The sequence below is a fragment of the Catonella morbi ATCC 51271 genome (genome assembly GCF_000160035.2).
Lineage (GTDB): Bacteria > Bacillota > Clostridia > Lachnospirales > Lachnospiraceae > Catonella > Catonella morbi.
The window spans coordinates 2,271-19,607 of record NZ_KI535366.1; the positions used below are offsets into that span (position 1 = coordinate 2,271).

Genomic DNA, 17,337 nt, shown 5'->3' on the forward strand with positions numbered 1-17,337 from the left:
CTGTTTACTTATCATGAGTTTGATATACGACAATTTTCTTCTGCATTGACATTTAAATGGGAAAATTTAAGAGCAGTTGAGTTATTTTCTTCTTTTAAAATAACTGAGGGACAATTTTATAAATCAGGAAATAAAGAGATAATTGAAAAATGTGCCTGCTTTGTACTTAATGAGATTTCAAAGTATTTTAAGGAATCAGGAACTGATTTTAGAAAACTTTTTTTGGCTAAAAAAAGGGATGAAATACATTCTTTTTTCAGAGGGACAATTCATTCGCCGGTTTACTGCTATGACACTGTAGTTGAACTTGATGAGATAGAAACATTTAAATATAATGGTAGAAAATACAGAATAGAATCTCCTGATATATCAAAGTACAGAGTTGTTGTAGGATATATACTTAAGCTTATGGAAGTTAATTTAAGGAAGCTTTTTGGAAGTAAAAAGAGTTTACAGCCACCTGCAATTAAAGCCGTAGAAAAATGTTTCTTTGAGAATACAAGAAATTACAGGTGGTATTCTGTAAGCGGAGATTTTTCTGATTTAAGTATATGGAAGCGGAAAATGCTTGAGACTTTGTATGAGGACAACTTTGAGGATATTATTATACAGTCAATATCTAAATATCTTAAGCAGTCTAATATAGTTATTAAAAACGGTAAAATAGAAATTATTAAGTCTGTTGAGATAGATATGAGTAAGCTTAAAGAGATTGAAATAGCTCATATAGAAACAGCTAAGAAGCTTATTCTAGAGGAAGAACCGGCCGAAGCTGAAAGTTTTAATGAAAATAAATCAAATGATATGGCAAAGTCAGTGGATGAAAAGGTTGAAGAGAGAAAAACTGATGAAGTCGCTACAGAACTATCCGGTTTTGCAAAGGTTTTCAGACTTTTGTCAAATGAAGGTCAGGCTCTGCTCTTAAATCTTGTAAAAGAAGAGGGTTTAGGGAGCAATTATGAGCTGTTGGTAGAAGAAATAAATGAAAAATCACTTGAAATAACAGGAGACAATCTGATTGAGTATATTTCAGGTGAACCTCATATATATGAGGAGTATTTTGACGAAGTAAAAGAAGTGCTTGGAGGAAGATAATGAGTGTGACAGATAAGATTCCGATGCGGATAGCAAATACTTTGCTAAATTCACTTAAGGGCGGAGTAGTGCCACGTACCGGACTTGGCTATATAACAGTGGGCAGAAAAGATGAGATAGATGCATTATTAAATGATATAGAGATGATTTCAGAGGGTGGGGCTTCATTTCGCTTTGTAGTCGGTAAGTATGGCGCGGGAAAAAGCTTCCTTTTACAGACTATACGTAATTATGCCATGGAAAGAGGCTTTGTAGTGGTAGATGCAGACCTTTCACCTGAACGCAGACTTGTGGGCAATAAGGGTGACGGACTTGCTACCTACAAAGAACTTATGAAAAATTTATCCACTCTTACCTCTCCTGATGGAGGAGCATTGAGCCTGTTACTCAGTAAATGGGTAAATGCTCTTAAAACCGAGGTGATGACCGAAAATTCAATTACTGCAGACAGTGAAAAGCTTAACAGTCTTGTTGAAATAAAGATACATCAGATAGTAAATGAACTTGAAAGCATAGTCCATGGCTTTGATTTTGCAAGGATAATTTCCTTGTACTGGAGAGCAGTTGTTAATGAAGATGATGACCTTAAAAGTAAGGTGTTAAAGTGGCTTAGGGGGGAGTATTCTACCAAAACAGAAGCAAAAAATGAGCTCGGAGTCGGTGTTATTATAAATGATGATGACTGGTATGAGTATATCAAGTTATTTTCTATGTTTGTAGTTAAGGCAGGCTACAAGGGGATGATAATGATGATTGATGAACTGGTCAATCTTTTTAAAATTCCGCACTCCATATCAAGACAGAATAATTATGAGAAAATTTTAACAATATATAATGATATAATGCAGGGAAAAGCAAAACATCTGGGTGTGATTATGTGTGGAACCCCTCAGTGCGTAGAGGATACAAGACGTGGTATATTCAGTTATGAGGCACTTAGGTCAAGACTTGAGAGCAGCAGATTTGCAGACGGGAATACTAGAGATTTATTATCTCCAATAATCAGGTTGAAGCCTCTTACCCCGGAGGAGTTGTATTTTCTTATCTGTAAGCTTGAAAAAATCCATGCTCAGGTGTACAAGTATGAAACAAAGCTCAGTTCCGAAACCCTACAGTATTTTATAAAAACTGAACTGGGAAGGGTAGGAGCAGGGCAGAATATAACACCTCGTGAGATAATAAGGGATTTTATAGAGATACTTAATATTCTGATACAAAATCCTGATAAAACACTTGAAAGTATACTTGGAGGAGATAATTTTAAGTATGCTGAAGTGTCGGAGAATGAAGAAGAAATAAAAAGCGAGTTTAAAGGGTTTGAAATATGAGTACATTTGAAAAACTTGCTCCGTTTGTACAAGACTATATATACAGAAACGGCTGGGAAGAGTTAAGAGAAATTCAGGTTGCAGCCTGTGATATCATTTTTAATACTGACCATAATCTTCTTATAGCCACACCGACTGCTTCAGGAAAAACTGAGGCCGCCTTTTTACCTGTGATTACAAAACTTTATAATAAGCCTTCCAAAAGTGTGGGAGTTTTGTATATTGCTCCGCTTAAGGCTCTTATTAATGACCAGTTTTCACGTATAGAAGAATTGCTTGAAGAAGCTTACATTCCTGTAACAAAATGGCATGGGGATGTTTCGGTTAATATGAAGAACAGGCTGCTCAAAAATCCTTCGGGAATACTTCAAACTACGCCCGAATCTCTCGAAGCTATGATAATGAAGAGAAAAGAGCAGGCGGTTAAACTATTTTCGGATTTAAGATATATTATTATTGACGAGGTACATAATTTCATAGGCGAAGAGAGGGGCACACAGCTGATATCCCTGCTTGAAAGACTGTCAAAGCTTACCGGTATAGTTCCGAGAAGGATAGGGCTTTCTGCAACCTTAGGAGATATAGAAGGTACTGAAAAATGGTTAAGCGGTGGAACAGGCAGATTATGCGTTACACCTGAAACAGGTATCAAAAAGCGAAAAGCAATGGTAATGGCAGAGCATTTTTATGAATTTCCCTTACAGGATGAAAAACATAAAAATGAAAATCTGTTTTTTGAAAGCCTGTATAACCTGACAAGAGGCAAAAAAAGTATTATATTTTCCAATTCAAGAGCAGAGGTGGAAAGAAATATTGTTAATTTAAAAGACATAGCGTCAAAAAAAGGTGAACCTGATGTATTTATGGTACATCATGGCAGCATATCGGCTTCTGACAGAGAATATGTGGAGGAACAGATGAGGCTGTCCAATATGCCCCTTGTGGCAGGAGCTACAGTTACTCTTGAACTGGGTATAGACCTTGGGGACCTGGAAAGAATAGTTCAGGTTGGTTGTCCGAAGTCTGTTGCAAGCCTTTCGCAAAGACTTGGAAGAAGCGGGCGCAGAAGCGGTGTTTCTGAGATGTGCTTTTTGTTTGATGAAGATAAGCAGAGTGAATCCTCTGAATTTTACAAACTTGTTAATTGGAGTTTTGTAAAATGTATAGCATTAATTGAGTTATACAGGGAAAACCGTATAGAGCCTGTACTTCCTGAGAATTATCCGTTCGGCATCCTATATCATCAGACTATGAGTTATTTGTATGGTAGAGGGGAAATAAAGCCTGATCTTTTGGCACAAAATCTATTAAGTGAATATGTATTTTCACATATTTCAAAGGAAGATTATAGAGAATTGCTCTGTTTTATGCTTAAAACAGGGCAAATAGAAAAGACAGAAACAGGTGGTCTGATAATAGGTTTAGAGGGAGAGAAGATAGTAAATCACTATGATTTTTATTCGGTATTCGAGTCGGATGTGGAATATTCTGTAAGAGAAGGTTCACATGAGATAGGCACGCTTACAAGGCTGATGCAGCCGGATACCACCTTTGTGCTCGGAGGAAAGACCTGGCTTGTTACGGAAACAGACAAGGAAAATAAGACAATTTACGTAGAAAAAGCCAAGGGAAAGCCGCCTACGGTATGGGACGGAACAGGAGAGGTAATTGAGCATACCATGGTGCTTAAAAAGATGAAGGAAATAATTATCTCAGATGCTGATTATCCTTACTTGGGGGAAGGAGCAAAAACAAGGCTTTCTGAGATAAGACTTATAATAAAGGGAGCAGGGCTTGCCAAAAAAGAAATTTTTGAGATATCACCCGATACCTTCGGAGTGGCACTGTGGTTAGGAACAAGAGCCTTAAATTCGGTTGATTTTATTTTAAATAAATTACTTCCTGAAAGAAAGTTTGTAGAAAATTATTGGCCATTTTTAATTGTCAAAAATGTAACAAAAGAAGAACTTGTAAATACACTTGCTTATATAAGAAAAAATGAGGTTACGGAAGCTGATTATATAGTACCTGCAAGTGCCAAGCCTGTGGGGAAATACAATGATTTTATTCCGGACAATCTGCTTAAAAAGCAGTATATTGACAGATATACGGACATAGAGGAAATGAAGGAGGAAATGAGGAAATATCCTTATGCAAATTAGAACTTTATCAGACTATTGTAAAGAAAGGTTTGGTACAAAGGTATATAGACTATCCCTGTCAACAGGCTGTTCCTGTCCAAACAGAGACGGAAAGGCAGGCAGGGGAGGCTGCAGCTTTTGTTCGGAAGGCGGTTCGGGAGAATTTGCCTCTAAGGTAAAAGACATAGATTTGCAGATAGAAGAGGCTAAAGAAAAAGTAAAGCACAAGTTTACCAAAGACATAAGAGAAGAAGACAAGAAGTATATAGCCTATTTTCAGTCATTTACAAATACCTACGGAGATGTAGACAGGCTGGAGCCAATATTCAGAACTGCGATACAAAGAAAGGAGATTGCAGCTCTTTCTATAGGCACCAGACCTGACTGCCTTGAAGAAGAGATGCTTGATTTACTTGAAGAACTGAATAATATAAAACCTGTCTGGATTGAGCTTGGTTTACAGACAATAAATGAAGTTACAGCTAAGGCTTTCAACAGGGGTTATGAATTAAAGGTGTTTGAAAAAACTTATTATGAGCTGAAAAAAAGGGGGATTGAAGTTATAGTACATGTGATTTTGGGTTTGCCGAATGAGAGTGCTGAAGATATGTATGAAACCGTAAAATATCTGGCCTCACTTAAGCCTGAATTAGACGGGATTAAGCTGCATTTGCTTCATATATTAAAAAATACGAGGCTTGAAAAAGAATATAAGGCAAAGCCTTTTAAGATATTAAGCCTTGAAGAATACACCGAAATCCTTGTGAACTGTCTTAAAATTCTTCATGAAACCACCTTAATACACAGGATGACGGGAGACGGAGATAAGAGGCTTCTTGTAGAGCCTATGTGGAGCGCAGATAAGAAAGTGGTATTAAATACTATAAATAAAGCGATAAGGGCAGCAGAAAGATAGTATAATATGATACTGGGATGCACTATGAATAGAAGAAGCAAACCTGTTTAGAATAAATTGTTGTGGAGAGTAATGATGGCAAAAAAGAATTATTATGCGGTAAGAATCGGGAAAATCCCCGGTATATACACTAACTGGGAGGACTGCAAGGCTCAGGTTACAGGCTATAAAGGAGCTGTATTTAAGGGGTTTGAAGAAAAGAAAGATGCGGAAGACTTTATGAAGGCAGGGGAGGCTTCTTTTTATGAAGCCGGGACAAATGAAAGGACAGTGGCAAGCTGCTTAGAAAAGAAAGAAGGAAACAAAAGAAAGGGCATTATAGATGAAGAGGAAGAATGTGTCAGTGAAATAACTGCCTATGTAGATGGAAGCTTTCTTAAGGGTAAAGTCTTTGGCTGTGGCTGTGTGATTCTTAAAGACGGAGAGGTTATTGCCGAAATCTCAGAAGCTTATGAAGATGAAGAACTTGCTTCTATGCGTAATGTGGCGGGAGAGATTAAGGCTTCCGAGCTTGCCATGCGTTATGCTCTGGATAATGGATATAAGTCAATAAGCATTTATCATGACTATCAGGGGATAGCAAGCTGGTGTCTGGGAGAGTGGAAGACAAATAAAGCAGGAACCGTAGCATATAAAGAATTCTATGACAGTATAAAGGACAGGCTTAGGGTATACTTTGTTAAGGTAAAAGGTCATTCTGGAGATACATACAATGATATAGCCGATAACCTCGCCAAAAAGGCAGTTGGAATTGTATAGACAAAATAATGAAAAATATATTAAAGAAAAACAATAAAAATATTAAAAAAGTATTGACATAATGAGTTAATTCATGTATACTATTCCTTGCTTGATTGCAAAACACTTAAGAAATTTCGGGGTGTGGCTCAGTTTGGCTAGAGTACTTGATTTGGGATCAAGGGGTCGCAGGTTCGAATCCTGTCACCCCGACTTGTTTCTAAGTTTTGTAAATAAGCATAAATAAATATTTTTTTCTTGCGGGTGTGGTTCAATGGTAGAACACCAGCCTTCCAAGCTGGATACGTGGGTTCGATTCCCATCACCCGCTTTCATTTTGGCTATTGCTAAAATGGGTTTGTACCGATAGCTCAGTTGGATAGAGCAACGGCCTTCTAAGCCGTGTGTCGGGGGTTCGAATCCCTTTCGGTACACTTATGCTAGTCGGATAATATATATGGTGGGTATAGTGTAGTTGGTTAACGCGCCAGATTGTGGTTCTGGATACCGAGGGTTCGAGTCCCTCTACCCACCCTCCTAATGCAAAGGCGAAAGTCTTTGTATTTTTTGGGCTATAGCCAAGCGGTTAAGGCACGGGACTTTGACTCCCGCATCGACGGTTCGAATCCGGCTAGCCCAGCCATGCGGATATGGCGGAATTGGCAGACGCGCCAGATTTAGGTTCTGGTGGGAACCCCCGTGCAGGTTCAACTCCTGTTATCCGCAGACTGACCGAACTTTATTGCAAGTTGCATGAAGTTCGGTTTTTTTACATAATAGGAAATTTCGGAGAAATTTCCTATTATGTAAAAAGCTCTCCGAGGGATGCGCAGCTCGCGGCAGAGAAGTTTGCCTTACGGCACCGCTCGCGCGCGAAGTGTGTGCAAGCACACACTTTTTTATGATACGTTTATCTATATCAAGAGAATTGCTTGCAAATGGGAGAGCTTGTAATGAAGAGTTTTGTGAAAAAGTTTAGTCTGAAAGAATTTTGGCTGATGACCATAGGTATTGAGATTATGGTAATAGGAATTTACTTTTTTAAATTTCCTAACAACTTTTCTTTCGGAGGAGCCACAGGTATAGCTGTTATTTTATCTAAATATACTATAGGCTTTTTAACAAAAGGTAATATAGTTGTTATCTTCAACATTTTGTTGTTGATAATCGGATTTATATTTTTAGGAAAAGAGTTTGGTATAAAGACAGTATATTGTTCACTTCTGATGTCGTTTTCTTTGCAGGGACTTGAGTATCTTGTGCCATTAAAAGGTCCGGTTACAAATGAAACTATAATGGAGCTTGTGTATGCTATTTTCCTTCCTGCGGTGGGAAGTGCTATTTTATTTAATATAGGTGCTTCATCGGGAGGAACTGACATATTGGCGGTTCTTCTTAAGAAATATACATCTATGAATATAGGCAATGCGCTTATGTCGGCAGACTGTATATTGGCAGCACTTACCTTCCCTATATACGGTGTAAGGACAGGACTTATGTCTATGCTTGGTCTTGGCGTAAAAGCTCTTGTGATTGACAATGTTATTGAGAATATTAACCTATGTAAGTATATTAATATTGTATGTAACGATACGAAACCAATTATAGACTTTATCGGAAAAGAACTTAACCGTTCTGCGACTGTTGTGGATGCAAAGGGAGCATATACGGGACAGCATAAATTTATGATACTCACTGTTGTCAACAGGAGGCAGGCAGTTCTTTTAAGAAATTTTCTCAGGGAAACAGAACCCACAGCTTTTATTATAATTACAAGTACCAGTGAAATTGTCGGCAAAGGATTTATGAGAATATAGGAGGGAATTGATGGGAAAATATTTTGGTACGGACGGCTTCAGAGGTGAAGCAAATGTTGGTTTGACTGTAAACCATGCTTTTAAGGTCGGAAGATTTTTGGGACATTATTACGGTAAGGATCATAAGGCTAAGATTGTAATCGGTAAGGATACAAGAAGGTCTAGTTATATGTTTGAATATGCACTTGCGGCAGGACTTACTGCAAGCGGAGCAGATGCTTATCTTCTGCACGTAACCAGCACCCCAAGTGTGTCTTATGTGGCAAGAACAGAGGAATTTGACTGTGGAATTATGATCTCTGCAAGCCACAATCCATTCTATGATAACGGTATTAAAATTATAAACGGAAATGGATATAAACTTGAAGCGGAAGTTGAGAACCTGATAGAAGAGTATATTGACAGGGAAGCGGATGATCTTCCGCTTGCAACGGGTGAAAATATCGGAAGGACTGTAGACTATGTATTGGGAAGAAACAGATATCTTGGCTATCTGATATCCCTTCCAACCAAATCATTTAAGGGTATAAGAGTCGGTCTTGACTGTGCCAACGGTTCTGCCCACCAGATTGCAACTGCGGTATTTAATGCTTTGGGAGCTAAAACTTATGTTATAAATGCTGAGCCTGACGGAACCAATATAAATACAGACTGCGGTTCTACACATATAGAAAAACTTCAGGACTTTGTAAAAGCCAATAAGCTTGATATAGGTTTTGCTTATGACGGAGATGCTGACAGATGTATGGCAGTTGATGAAAACGGCAATCTTATAGACGGGGATGCCATCCTTTATATCTGCGGTAACTATCTTAAAAATAAGGGTGAATTAAACTCTGATACTGTTGTAACGACTGTAATGTCCAATATGGGGCTGTATAAGGCTTTTGACAAGCTTGGAATAGATTATGAAAAGACTGATGTAGGCGATAAATACGTAAGTGAAAATATGGTGGCAAACGACTACTCCCTCGGAGGCGAACAGTCGGGACATATTATTTTCAGTAAATATGCAACAACGGGAGATGGCGTTTTAACTTCTTTGAAGCTTATGGATGCTATGATTGACAGCAAACGTAAAATATCCGAACTGGCTGAAGGCTTTAAGGTTTATCCGCAGTTGCTTATAAATCTCAGGGTTTCGGATAAAGAGCTTGTTATGAATGACGGTGACGTACTTAAGGCTAATGAGGAGGCAGAAGCCGGACTTAACGGGGATGGCAGGGTGCTTTTGAGAAAAAGCGGTACTGAGCCTCTTATAAGGGTTATGGTGGAAGCCAAATCAGATGAAAAATGTAAGGAAACTGCTGATAGAATTATTGAAGTAATTAAGGCAAAGGGCTATGTTTTAGAGTAAAAAATTCTATACCATTGAAAAAACTTTAAAATTGATATATCATTGAAACAGTTATGCCCCTAGCGGTGGTAACTGTTTCTTGTTTAATAGGAAATTTTTTCGAAATTTCATATTAAACAAAAATCTCTCCGAGGGATGCGCAGCTTTCGGTAGGGAAGTTTGCCTTGCGGCACCGCTCGCGCGCAAAGTGTGTGCGGGCACACGCTTTTTATGTTTAAACAGAGAGGTTGAAATGGCAGGGAATAAAAGAAAAAAAACAGCAAGCAGAAATAATAAAGGAAGTACAAATAAAACAAAATCATCCCAAAGGGCAACAAGGAAAAAAACCGCATCTAAAAAAAGCAGTAATAAAAGACAGGTAGTTGAAGACAGGGGAGGTTTTTGGAACGAAAATAAATATGAATTAATTTTTATATTGATATCCGTAGTTTCGATAGTGCTTTTATTATCCAATTTTCATCTGGTCGGACCGGTCGGAGAAGGATTGAACAGAATTATATTTGGAATGATAGGTGTGATTACATGGATTTTTCCAATCTATGTTTTTTTTGCATCTATATTTTTGTTAGCCAATGTAGGCAGCAGAAAAATCAGAAATAAAGTATTGGCGGCAGCAGCCTTACTCTTAGCCTTCGGAGGAATATTTGAACTGATTTCTTACGGAGATTTAAGAAATACTGCCTGGAATTCGTTGTATACTATGTCCGCCGAAAATAAAAACGGTGGCGGCTTCCTTGGCGGGGCTTTGGCAAAAGTATTAAATGTCGGACTTGCACAGGTTGGAGCTTATATTATACTTGCAGCGATTATTATTATTCTTGTTATATATTTAACAGGGAAAATGATAACTTCTGCAATAAATGACAGGGTTAATGAAACAAAAGAGACCTTAGCCGAATATAAAAATGAGGCTATGCTTGATGCAAGGGCTAAGGCAGATGAAAAGATAGCCAGAAGAAGAGAGTTAAGAGAAATAAGAAGGATAGAGAGAGAGAAGTTAAGAGAAGCCAGAGCTCTGGAGGATGAAAGACTCAGGCAGGAGGAAATGGACAGAAAGAGAGCCTTGTCAGAAGAGCTTATTCAGGAAAGAATTAAGGCTAATATTGAAAATAGAGTGAAGTCCGGACCAAATGTTGAGAACATAGTAAAGGATGATGACGATAACCGGAATGAAGCTGATAAGATTGAAGTAAAGGCTGAAGAAGAAACGCGGGATAATATTCCGCTTGATGCAATAAAAGATATAAACAAAGAGGTTGAATTAAAAGAGATAAGCAAGGCTGAAAAGGAACAGCTGTCTTTTCTTATACATAGGGCTAATGATGATATAAAAGACGGTGAAAAGGAAGAAGAACCATTTTACTTGAAAGAAATTGAAAGTAAATTCGGTAATGAAAAAAATATAGGAAATGAAGAAAATAATAATAATTCCGATGAAATAATATCTGATAGTATTTCAAATGATGTGGTTTCAGAAGAAAATCCGGAGCCAAAGGAAAATTTACGGCAGTCTGAAAGCGAAAATTATGAAGGCGATTATTTCCCGGAAACGGAAAATTATAAGACTGTTATTGAAAATGAGCAGGCAGAAGATATTTCGTTTGATGATGATATCAATGAATATGAGGATCTCTTGGATGAAGAAGAATTCGATGAGGATTTTTCTGATGAAGATGATAATGGCGAGGAGATCGAAGAAGACAAGTCTCAGAAATCAATTCTTGAAATTGAAAAAGAAAGACTGCTTGAAAAGAAGACCATCATCGGTAATAAGGCTCTTGAATCATCCTTCGGAGACAGTGTCACCCTAGGAGTGCAGACTTCTACGGATATAACAGGTATATCTGAAAGACGGGATAATATGGGAGCTCATAATAAGAAATATGATGATATTGAACCGCTTATACCTGAGATACCTTTAGTTAATCCGCCTGAACCACCAAAACCTTATATATTCCCGCCTAAATCTCTGCTTAGCAAAGCAAGTGGTGATGAAGAGGGAATAAGTGATGAGGAGTTGCATGAGACAGCAAGAAAACTTCAGGAAACCTTAGCAGCTTTCGGAGTAAATGTAAAGGTAACTGATGTAAGCTGCGGGCCTACGGTAACGAGGTATGAGCTGCAGCCGGAGCAGGGGGTTAAGGTAAGCAGGATAACAGCGCTTACAGATGACATTAAGCTTAATCTGGCTGCGGCAGACATACGTATAGAAGCTCCGATTCCGGGTAAGGCAGCGGTAGGTATAGAAGTGCCTAATAAGAAAAATCTTATGGTGCATTTCAGAGATTTAATTGAGAATAAGGCTTTTGATGAGCATCAGTCAAAGCTGGTTTTTGCGGTAGGTAAGGATATAGGCGGACAGACCATGATATCGGATATAGCCAAGATGCCTCACCTTCTTATAGCGGGAGCAACGGGCTCCGGTAAGTCCGTATGTATCAATACCTTGATTATGAGCATACTTTACAAGGCTAAGCCAAATGAAGTTAAACTTATAATGGTTGATCCAAAGGTGGTGGAACTTTCAGTATATAACGGTATACCTCACCTTATGCTTCCGGTGGTGACTGATCCGAAGAAGGCTGCGGCGGCTCTTAACTGGGCGGTTGTGGAAATGAAAAGGCGCTATGACCTTTTTGCGGAAAAGGGAGTAAGAGAGATAAAAGGCTTTAACAAAAAGGTTGCAAAAGAATCACCTGAATGGATGCCTCAGATAGTTATTATAGTGGACGAGCTTGCGGATCTTATGATGGTTTCTTCCAAGGAAGTGGAAGAATCAATTTGCCGTCTGGCACAGCTTGCAAGGGCAGCAGGTATACATCTGGTAATAGCAACCCAGCGTCCGAGTGTAAATGTAATTACAGGGCTTATAAAAGCCAATGTGCCTTCAAGGGTAGCATTTGCAGTATCTTCTCAGGTAGATTCAAGAACCATACTTGACGGAGCGGGTGCAGAAAAACTGTTAGGAAAGGGAGATATGCTCTTCTTCCCATCAGGCTATCCAAAACCTGTGAGAGTGCAGGGAGCTTTTATTTCAGACAGTGAAGTATTCGCTGTTGTGGAATTTATCAAATCCAATAATGATCCGGCGCACAAGGCATCTGATATTACAGAGCAGGTCAATGCGGTTACACAGACGGAAAATGTTAAAGAAGGAAATTCCGCATCTTCAGAAGATGATGCTTATGACGAATACTTTGATCAGGCAGGAAGGCTGATTATAGATAAGGATAAGGCATCTATAGGAATGCTCCAAAGAGTTTACAGAATAGGATTTAACAGGGCTGCGCGCATTATGGATCAGCTTGCGGAGGCGGGGGTTGTCGGCGAGGAAGACGGAACCAAACCGCGTAAGATACTTATGAGTAAAGAGGACTTCGAGGACTTTATAGCAGCAAGGCATGGAGAATAAATAATTTCTTAATAATGTTTGACAAAGAAACTGTTTGTTAGTTATTATAAGCAGTGACTAACATTTATAAGAAGTATTGCTATTATTTGCTTACAATAACCACAATAAGGGGGATAATATGTATAAAACAGATATTGAAATTGCAAAAGAAGCTGTTATGAAGCCTATCGGAGAAGTTGCCGCAAAGCTTGGAATAACTTCTGATGAGCTTGAATTATACGGAAAATACAAAGCAAAACTTTCAGATGAGCTTTGGGACAGAATTAAGAATAATGAGGATGGCAAGCTTATTCTTGTTACCGCTATCAATCCGACCCCTGCGGGCGAAGGAAAGACAACAGTAACTGTCGGTCTCGGAGAGGCATTTAACAGACTGGGGAAGAAAGCTGTTATAGCCCTCAGAGAGCCTTCACTCGGACCTTGTTTTGGCATAAAAGGAGGAGCGGCAGGAGGCGGTTATGCACAGGTAGTACCGATGGAAGATTTAAATCTTCACTTTACGGGAGATTTCCATGCCATTACTTCTGCAAACAACTTGCTTTCTGCCCTTCTTGACAACCATATCAAACAGGGAAATACACTTGGTATAGATACCAATCAGATAGTGTGGAAGCGCTGCCTTGATATGAATGACAGGATACTCAGAAATGTGGTTGTGGGGCTTGGAGCGGCCGCTGACGGAGTGGTAAGAGAGGATCATTTTGTAATTACCGTAGCTTCTGAGATTATGGCTGTACTCTGCCTTGCGGATGATATGAAAGACCTTAAAGAAAGGCTTGCAAGAATAGTAGTGGCTTATAATTTTGAAGGTAAACCTGTTACAGCGGGCGACTTAAATGCAGTTGGCTCTATGGCGGCTCTGCTTAAAGATGCAATTAAGCCAAATCTTATTCAGACTCTTGAAAACAGTCCTGCCATAGTGCATGGAGGTCCTTTTGCCAATATTGCACATGGCTGTAACTCGGTAAGGGCAACTAAAACCGCACTTAAGCTTGCTGACTATGTAATTACTGAGGCAGGTTTTGGGGCCGATCTCGGAGCAGAGAAGTTTTTTGATATTAAATGCCGTATGGCCGGGTTAAAGCCGGCAGCAGTAGTGCTTGTGGCTACAATCAGGGCTCTTAAGTACAATGGCGGAGCAGATAAAAAAGAGCTTGGAAATGAAAATATGGAAGCTCTTAAAAAAGGTATAGTAAATCTTGAAAAGCATATTGAAAATCTGAAGCAATACGGTGTTCCGGTTGTGGTTACCCTTAATAAATTTGTATCGGATACAGAGGCGGAGCTTGGATTTGTAAAGTCTTTCTGCGAGGAAAGAGGCTGTGACTTTGAACTTGCGGAAGTTTGGGAAAAGGGGGGACTTGGCGGAGAAGAACTTGCCAAAAAGGTAATTAATACTATTGAAACCAAAGAATCAAATTATGCGCCTATATATAGTGACGAGCTTTCTATTAAAGAAAAAATCGAAGCAATCTGTACCAGAATTTACGGAGCGGACGGAGCAGATTTTTCTCCTGCGGCAGACAAGGCTATTAAGAAAATAGAAGAACTGGGTTTTGGCAGTTTCCCTGTATGTATGGCAAAAACTCAGTATTCTCTTTCTGACAATGCAAGTCTTTTAGGAAGACCTAAGGGATTCAGGGTTACGGTAAGAGAGGCTTATGTATCTGCCGGAGCAGGCTTTGTGGTTGCACTTACAGGAAGTATAATGACTATGCCGGGTCTGCCTAAGACTCCTGCAGCGTTCTCTATAGATGTAGATGATAACGGAGATATAGTTGGGCTGTTCTAAAGATTTTAAGTATAAATATAAGGAGTTGTTTAAGATGTGGGAAATAGAAAAAGCAATCTTGCTTACCAATAATGATAAGGTTGTGGCAAAATTCGGAGACACAATTAAATGTATTATGTGCAAAAATTATGAAGAGGTAATGATAAAGACCAGAGATATGGTGTATACAGGGCATAAGCTGCTTACACACCCTCAGGCTTCAAGTCTGAAACCGAACCAGACCTTATACCGCTCTGTTATCATCTATCCTAAAGAAGGCGAAGATAATACAGAGGATATTATGCTCATAGAAAAATGTGTAGAAACCTTTAGGCAGTGGCAGAATATAGCAAAGAGTCCTGAGAGTTATCCGGAGAAAGTTGCAAATGATTTTAAAACTATAGATCTTTCGGTTATAGAAAATGTTATACCGAGGATATGCTAAAAGGAGCAAACAGAAATGGATTATTTTAAAGGACTTAGCAGGAAAGACTACATAGTTAAGGCAAATGAACTTATAAAGAGGGATGGGATTTATTCAGTTTCAATAAGGAAATTGGCAGCAGAAATGGGATGCTCATCCGCCAATCTGTACAGATATTTCTCAAATCTTGATGAACTCATTTATTATGCACAGCTTGGGGAACTAAAAGACTATATTTTATCACTTAATGCAGCAGAAAAGATATGGCAGAATGTATGGGAAAAGTATGTCGGAGTATGGTATTGTTACTGTATGGAAGCATTTAGAAAGCCTGTAGCTTACAATTTATTGTTTTTCAATAATTATGAGACTACTCTCAGTGCAGCAATAGGAGAGTATTATAATTTGTTTCCGGAAGAAATCAATGAATCTTCGACTTCATTTCAGGCGATGCTTAAGATGCCGGAGTTCCATGAACGAGATTTTGAGATGTGTAAATTATGTATAAGAGAAAATGCTATAACCTATGAAAATGCTGTAATTCTAAACAGGGTAGTTTGTATGATGTATAAGGGATATCTGAAAACTATTTTAGATAAAGGAATAACAGATGAAGATACTATTAACAAGTATGTCTGGGATTATGTAAATGATTGTGAGTTGACAGTAAAGGCATTGGCATTGGATATGAAAGGCTATAAAAACTACAGGTCAGTTATAGACAGAATCAATAAATAAGTTTATTTATTGTAAAATATGCACAAAAACCTATTAGTACCCCTTCGGAATTATGCAGTTTCCGAAGGGGCACTTAGTTTAAAATGACAAAAATATATAAATCTGCAAAAAAAATATTGAAAAAAATATTAAAATTGTGTATCATTGTTGTGTAAAAAAGTTATCAGGATTACATATTTGATGGCTTTAGCTCTTAAAAATTATTTTTTTAAGAAAAAGTTATCGCGATAAAGATTTATATATGATGGTATTTATTTTTTTTAATAAATTTATTATCGTGATTACAAAAAAATAAGGAGGGATTTACTTATGAAATTGGAACTAGGAAAAATCAAGATTGATGATATCCAGTTCGCGGACAAGACATATGTGAAAGATCATGTTCTCTATGTCAACAAAGAAGAAGTAGAGAAGCTTGTGCTTGAAGATGACAAGCTTAAGGGCTGCAGACTTGATATCGCAAGACCGGGAGAGAGCACAAGAATCACACCTGTTAAGGACGTTATTGAGCCAAGAGTTAAAGTAAGCGGCGGCGGAAATATATTCCCTGGCGTTGTAGGTAAGGTTAGTCCTACTGTTGGTGAAGGAAGAACTCACGCTCTTGATGGTTGCTGCGTAGTAACCGTAGGTAAGATTGTTGGTTTCCAGGAAGGTGTAATCGATATGAGCGGCGTTGCTGCTGATTACTGCCCATTCTCAAAGACAGTTAACCTCTGTGTTATTATCGAGCCACAGGAAGGTCTTGAGACTCACGTATATGAAAAAGCAGGCCGTATGGCAGGTCTTAAGGTTGCTACCTATCTTGGTGAGGCCGGAAGAGAAGTAGAGCCTGATACACTTGAGACTTTTGAAACAAAACCTATATTTGAGCAGGCTGCTATGTATCCTGATCTTCCAAAGGTTGGCTACGTGCATATGCTTCAGTCACAGGGACTTCTTCACGATACATATTACTACGGAGTGGATGCTAAACAGTTCGTTCCTACATTTATGTATCCACAGGAAATTATGGATGGTGCTATCGTTTCCGGTAACTGTGTTGCTCCTTGTGATAAGGTTACAACATATCATCATTTCCACAATCCTGTTATTGAAGACTGCTTCAAGCATCACGGAAAAGACATCAACTTCATGGGCGTTATCTTAACCAATGAGAACGTATTCCTTGCTGATAAGGAAAGACATTCTGATATGGTTGCCAAGCTCGCTGAGTGGATGGGACTTGACGGTGTGCTTATAACAGAAGAGGGTTACGGTAACCCTGATACAGACCTTATGATGAACTGCAAGAAAGTTCAGAGAAAGGGCGTTGACGTAGTTCTTATTACAGACGAATTCCCTGGAAAAGACGGAAAGAGCCAGTCTCTTGCGGACGTTTGCGAAGAGGCTAATGCACTTGCTTCTTGCGGACAGGGAAATATGACATTACAGTTCCCTAAGATGGATAAGATAATCGGAACAATGGATTATATCGAGAATCAGATCGGTGGATGGGCAGGTTGCGTTAATCCTGACGGTTCATTCGAAGCCGAGATTCAGATTATCATTGCATCAACTATTGCTAACGGCTTTAACAAACTGGCAGCAAGAGGCTATTAAT

12 protein-coding genes and 6 tRNA genes are annotated in these 17,337 nt (G+C 38.7%); all 18 read left to right on the forward strand.

Going from position 1 to position 17,337, the window contains the following annotated elements:
• Positions 1 to 1,095: tellurite resistance TerB C-terminal domain-containing protein (locus GCWU000282_RS16765; RefSeq protein ID WP_035038831.1), on the forward strand; the 1,095-nt coding region annotated here is incomplete at its 5' end.
• Positions 1,095 to 2,423, forward strand: coding sequence for an ATP-binding protein (locus tag GCWU000282_RS00045; RefSeq protein ID WP_023352921.1), 1,329 nt, complete (start codon positions 1,095 to 1,097; stop codon positions 2,421 to 2,423). The genes GCWU000282_RS16765 and GCWU000282_RS00045, both read left to right, overlap by 1 nt.
• Complete coding sequence (locus GCWU000282_RS00050) at positions 2,420 to 4,585, forward strand: DEAD/DEAH box helicase (RefSeq protein WP_023352922.1); 2,166 nt, start codon at positions 2,420 to 2,422, stop codon at positions 4,583 to 4,585. The genes GCWU000282_RS00045 and GCWU000282_RS00050 overlap by 4 nt, the downstream gene beginning before the upstream one ends.
• A complete protein-coding gene (locus GCWU000282_RS00055) occupies positions 4,575 to 5,480 on the forward strand; it encodes a TIGR01212 family radical SAM protein (RefSeq protein ID WP_023352923.1) in 906 nt (301 codons plus the stop codon). Before GCWU000282_RS00050 ends, GCWU000282_RS00055 begins: the two co-directional genes overlap by 11 nt.
• A 75-nt stretch (positions 5,481 to 5,555) precedes the next feature.
• Positions 5,556 to 6,239, forward strand: a complete 684-nt coding sequence (locus GCWU000282_RS00060) for a ribonuclease H1 domain-containing protein (protein WP_023352924.1) — start codon at positions 5,556 to 5,558, stop codon at positions 6,237 to 6,239.
• 117 nt (positions 6,240 to 6,356) lie between these two features.
• Positions 6,357 to 6,431: transfer RNA gene (locus tag GCWU000282_RS00065), tRNA-Pro, on the forward strand.
• Positions 6,432 to 6,478: 47 nt separating this feature from the next.
• Positions 6,479 to 6,549, forward strand: a tRNA-Gly gene (locus GCWU000282_RS00070).
• A 29-nt stretch (positions 6,550 to 6,578) separates the two neighbouring features.
• Positions 6,579 to 6,652 (forward strand) — tRNA-Arg (locus GCWU000282_RS00075).
• A 26-nt stretch (positions 6,653 to 6,678) separates the two neighbouring features.
• A tRNA-His gene (locus GCWU000282_RS00080) sits at positions 6,679 to 6,752 on the forward strand.
• 34 nt (positions 6,753 to 6,786) lie between these two features.
• Positions 6,787 to 6,861, forward strand: a tRNA-Gln gene (locus GCWU000282_RS00085).
• A 1-nt stretch (position 6,862) separates the two neighbouring features.
• Positions 6,863 to 6,944: transfer RNA gene (locus tag GCWU000282_RS00090), tRNA-Leu, on the forward strand.
• Positions 6,945 to 7,171: 227 nt separating this feature from the next.
• Positions 7,172 to 8,035 (forward strand): YitT family protein, encoded by an 864-nt coding sequence (locus tag GCWU000282_RS00095; protein ID WP_035039224.1) that lies wholly within the window; start codon positions 7,172 to 7,174, stop codon positions 8,033 to 8,035.
• 10 nt (positions 8,036 to 8,045) lie between these two features.
• Positions 8,046 to 9,392 (forward strand): phosphoglucosamine mutase, encoded by a 1,347-nt coding sequence (glmM, locus tag GCWU000282_RS00100; protein WP_023352926.1) that lies wholly within the window; start codon positions 8,046 to 8,048, stop codon positions 9,390 to 9,392.
• A 232-nt stretch (positions 9,393 to 9,624) separates the two neighbouring features.
• Positions 9,625 to 12,804 carry a DNA translocase FtsK gene (locus tag GCWU000282_RS00105; protein ID WP_035038837.1) on the forward strand — a complete coding sequence of 1,060 codons (3,180 nt, stop codon included), beginning with the start codon at positions 9,625 to 9,627 and terminating at the stop codon, positions 12,802 to 12,804.
• Positions 12,805 to 12,922: 118 nt separating this feature from the next.
• The gene (locus tag GCWU000282_RS00110; RefSeq protein ID WP_023352928.1) at positions 12,923 to 14,596 is read left to right on the forward strand and encodes a formate--tetrahydrofolate ligase; all 1,674 of its coding nucleotides are present in this window, start codon (positions 12,923 to 12,925) and stop codon (positions 14,594 to 14,596) included.
• A gap of 34 nt (positions 14,597 to 14,630) precedes the next feature.
• Positions 14,631 to 15,020 (forward strand): GrdX family protein, encoded by a 390-nt coding sequence (locus tag GCWU000282_RS00115; RefSeq protein WP_035039227.1) that lies wholly within the window; start codon positions 14,631 to 14,633, stop codon positions 15,018 to 15,020.
• 15 nt (positions 15,021 to 15,035) lie between these two features.
• Positions 15,036 to 15,737 (forward strand): TetR/AcrR family transcriptional regulator, encoded by a 702-nt coding sequence (locus GCWU000282_RS00120; protein WP_023352930.1) that lies wholly within the window; start codon positions 15,036 to 15,038, stop codon positions 15,735 to 15,737.
• Between the two features lie 309 nt (positions 15,738 to 16,046).
• Positions 16,047 to 17,336, forward strand: a complete 1,290-nt coding sequence (gene grdG, locus GCWU000282_RS00125; RefSeq protein ID WP_023352931.1) for a sarcosine reductase complex component B subunit alpha — start codon at positions 16,047 to 16,049, stop codon at positions 17,334 to 17,336.
• Position 17,337: the final 1 nt, after the last annotated feature.